General features: G+C 65.5%; 1 protein-coding gene. It reads left to right on the forward strand.

Features of this window, described 5'->3' with window-relative positions; genetic code table 11:
• Positions 1 to 80 precede the first annotated feature (80 nt).
• A complete protein-coding gene (locus L2A60_RS20375; protein WP_407932583.1) occupies positions 81 to 1,388 on the forward strand; it encodes an IS701 family transposase in 1,308 nt (435 codons plus the stop codon).
• The last annotated feature ends 126 nt before the right edge of the window (positions 1,389 to 1,514 follow it).

Consider the following 1,514-nt stretch of genomic DNA (forward strand, 5'->3'; position numbering starts at 1 on the left):
TCTTACTGTGTCACAAAATTCTTGCAGCGATTCGTTGACGCGTGTGAGTGGGTAGAGATTCTGACTCGTGGAGGCGGGTGGTGGGTCTCGAATCGAACACGCAAGGCAGCGAATCACGTCTGGCCGCCTATGTCGAGGCGCTGACGGCGTCGCTTGGGCATGCCGACAGGGCTGCGCCCTTCCGGTCCTACACCGCAGGCCTCCTGCTGCCCGGCGCCCGCAAGAGCGTCGAGCCGATGGCCGCCCGTGTTGAACCAGGCCGGGTGCAGGCGGCCCATCAGTCCTTGCACCACTTCGTCGCCAAGGCCGACTGGTCCGACGACGCCCTGCTGGCCGCCGTCCGCACCCATGTTCTGCCGATTATCGAGCAGCGTGGCCCCATCCGCGGCTGGATAATCGACGACACCGGCATTCCCAAGAAGGGCACGCATTCGGTCGGCGTCGCTCGGCAATATTGCGGCCAGCTCGGCAAGCAGGACAATTGTCAGGTCGCCGTCACTTTGTCCCTGGCAGCCGACCACGCCAGCCTGCCCGTTGCCCATCGCCTCTACCTTCCCCAGCCTTGGGCTGACGACCTGGCCCGGCGCGCCAAAGCCGGCGTGCCGGACGATGTCGCGTTCCAGACCAAGCCGCAGATAGCACTCGCCCAGATACGCGCCGCCATCGAGGCGGGGGTGCCCACAGCCACCGTACTGACCGACGCCGGATACGGCGTGGATACAGCGTTCCGTGACGGCATCACCCAGCTCGGTCTCGCCTATGTTGTCGGCATCCAGACTTCAACGAGCCTATGGCCGCCAGGCGCCGAGCCCTTGCCGCCAAAGCCCTGGAGCGGGCGCGGGCGGCCAGCGTCCTTGATCCGCCGCGATCCCGAGCATACCCCTGTGCCGGCCAAAGCACTGGCCATGAGCCTGCCAAAGCGCGCTTGGCGCCGGGTCACCTGGCGCGAGGGCAGCAACACCACTCTGGCTGGGCGCTTTGCCGCCGTCCGCGTCCGCCCCGCTAACCGCGACTACAACCGCCCGACCCCGCGGCCCGAAGAATGGCTCCTGGTCGAATGGCCGAAAGGCGAGCCGGAACCCACCAAATACTGGCTCTCCACCTTGTCGCCCACGACCACGCGCCGGGCCATGGTCGATCAGGCGAAGCTGCGCTGGCGCATCGAGCGCGACTACCAGGACCTCAAGCAGGAACTTGGCCTCGGCCACTACGAGGGACGAGGATGGCGGGGCTTTCACCATCACGCGACGCTCTGCATCGCAACCTACGGATTCCTCATCGCCGAACGGGGCGCTTTTCCCCCCTCAGACGGGTTCTGGCCGCCATCGCTCAAAGCACCTGCCCTACCCGACGATTACCGACCCCGCGGCGCTCCCGATCCGGCCTGAACGCCACCTCGCAACATCAATGACCACGCTCAGAACAACAATCGCCCGCACCCTCGCCAGAACCCTGCCTAGATGCCCGTGTTGCCAACGACAAATCGAGAATGCTCGATTTATGACACAGTAAGA

Source organism: Acidiphilium iwatense, assembly GCF_021556475.1.
Lineage (GTDB): Bacteria > Pseudomonadota > Alphaproteobacteria > Acetobacterales > Acetobacteraceae > Acidiphilium > Acidiphilium iwatense.